This is a genomic window from Streptomyces sp. NPDC058246, assembly GCF_042881985.1.
Lineage (GTDB): Bacteria > Actinomycetota > Actinomycetes > Streptomycetales > Streptomycetaceae > Streptomyces.
In genome coordinates this window covers 1-1100 of sequence record NZ_JBHVWZ010000069.1, presented here as the reverse complement: position 1 = coordinate 1100, position 1100 = coordinate 1, and the positions used below count along the sequence as shown (strand labels likewise).

Genomic DNA, 1100 nt, shown 5'->3' with positions numbered 1-1100 from the left:
CACTGGGGCATCATCAAGGCCGACGTCGGCATCCGCGACGGCCGGATCACCGGCATCGGCAAGGCCGGCAACCCCGACACCATGGACGGCGTCCAACCCGACCTGGTCATCGGTCCGGAGACGGAGATCATCGCGGGCAACGGGCGGATCCTCACCGCCGGTGCCATCGACGCGCATGTCCACTTCATCTGTCCGCAGATCGCCGACGAGGCGCTGGCCTGCGGCATCACCACGCTGGTGGGCGGTGGCACCGGTCCCGCCGAGGGTTCCAAGGCCACCACCGTGACGCCCGGTCCCTGGCATCTGGCCCGGATGCTGGAGGCGATGGAGGCCCACCCGGTCAACGTCGGCTTCCTCGGCAAGGGCAACACCGTCTCCCATGAGGCGATGCTCTCGCAGATCCGGGGTGGCGCGCTCGGCCTGAAGATCCATGAGGACTGGGGCTCCACCCCGGCCGTCATCGACGCCGCGCTCACCGTGGCCGACCGCACCGGCATCCAGGTCGCCATCCACACCGACACGCTCAACGAAGCCGGGTTCGTCGGCGACACGCTCGCCGCGATCGGCGGCCGCGGCATCCACGCGTACCACACCGAAGGTGCGGGCGGCGGGCACGCCCCGGACATCATGACCGTGGTCTCCGAGCCGCACGTGCTGCCCAGTTCCACCAACCCGACCCGGCCCTACACCGTCAACACCGCCGAGGAACACCTCGACATGCTGATGGTGTGCCACCACCTGAACCCGGCAGTTGCCGAGGACCTGGCGTTCGCCGAGTCCCGGATCCGGCCGTCCACCATCGGCGCCGAGGACATCCTGCACGACCTGGGCGCGATCTCGATCATCTCCTCCGACTCCCAGGCCATGGGGCGGGTGGGCGAGGTGATCATGCGGACCTGGCAGACGGCCCACGTGATGAAGCGGCGCCGGGGCGCCCTCCCCGGTGACGGCCGCGCCGACAATCATCGTGTACGTCGCTATGTCGCCAAATACACCATCAACCCGGCGCTCGCGCAGGGCCTCGCCCGCGAGATCGGCTCCGTGGAGACCGGCAAGCTCGCCGACCTGGTCCTCTGGGAACCCGCCTTCTTCGGGGTCAA

1 protein-coding gene is annotated in these 1100 nt (G+C 69.5%); it reads left to right on the top strand.

Annotated features, from left to right (window positions below; genetic code table 11):
* The coding region (locus ACFVXA_RS40565) for an urease subunit alpha (RefSeq protein WP_390028711.1) at nucleotides 1-1100 on the top strand (1100 nt) is incomplete at both ends.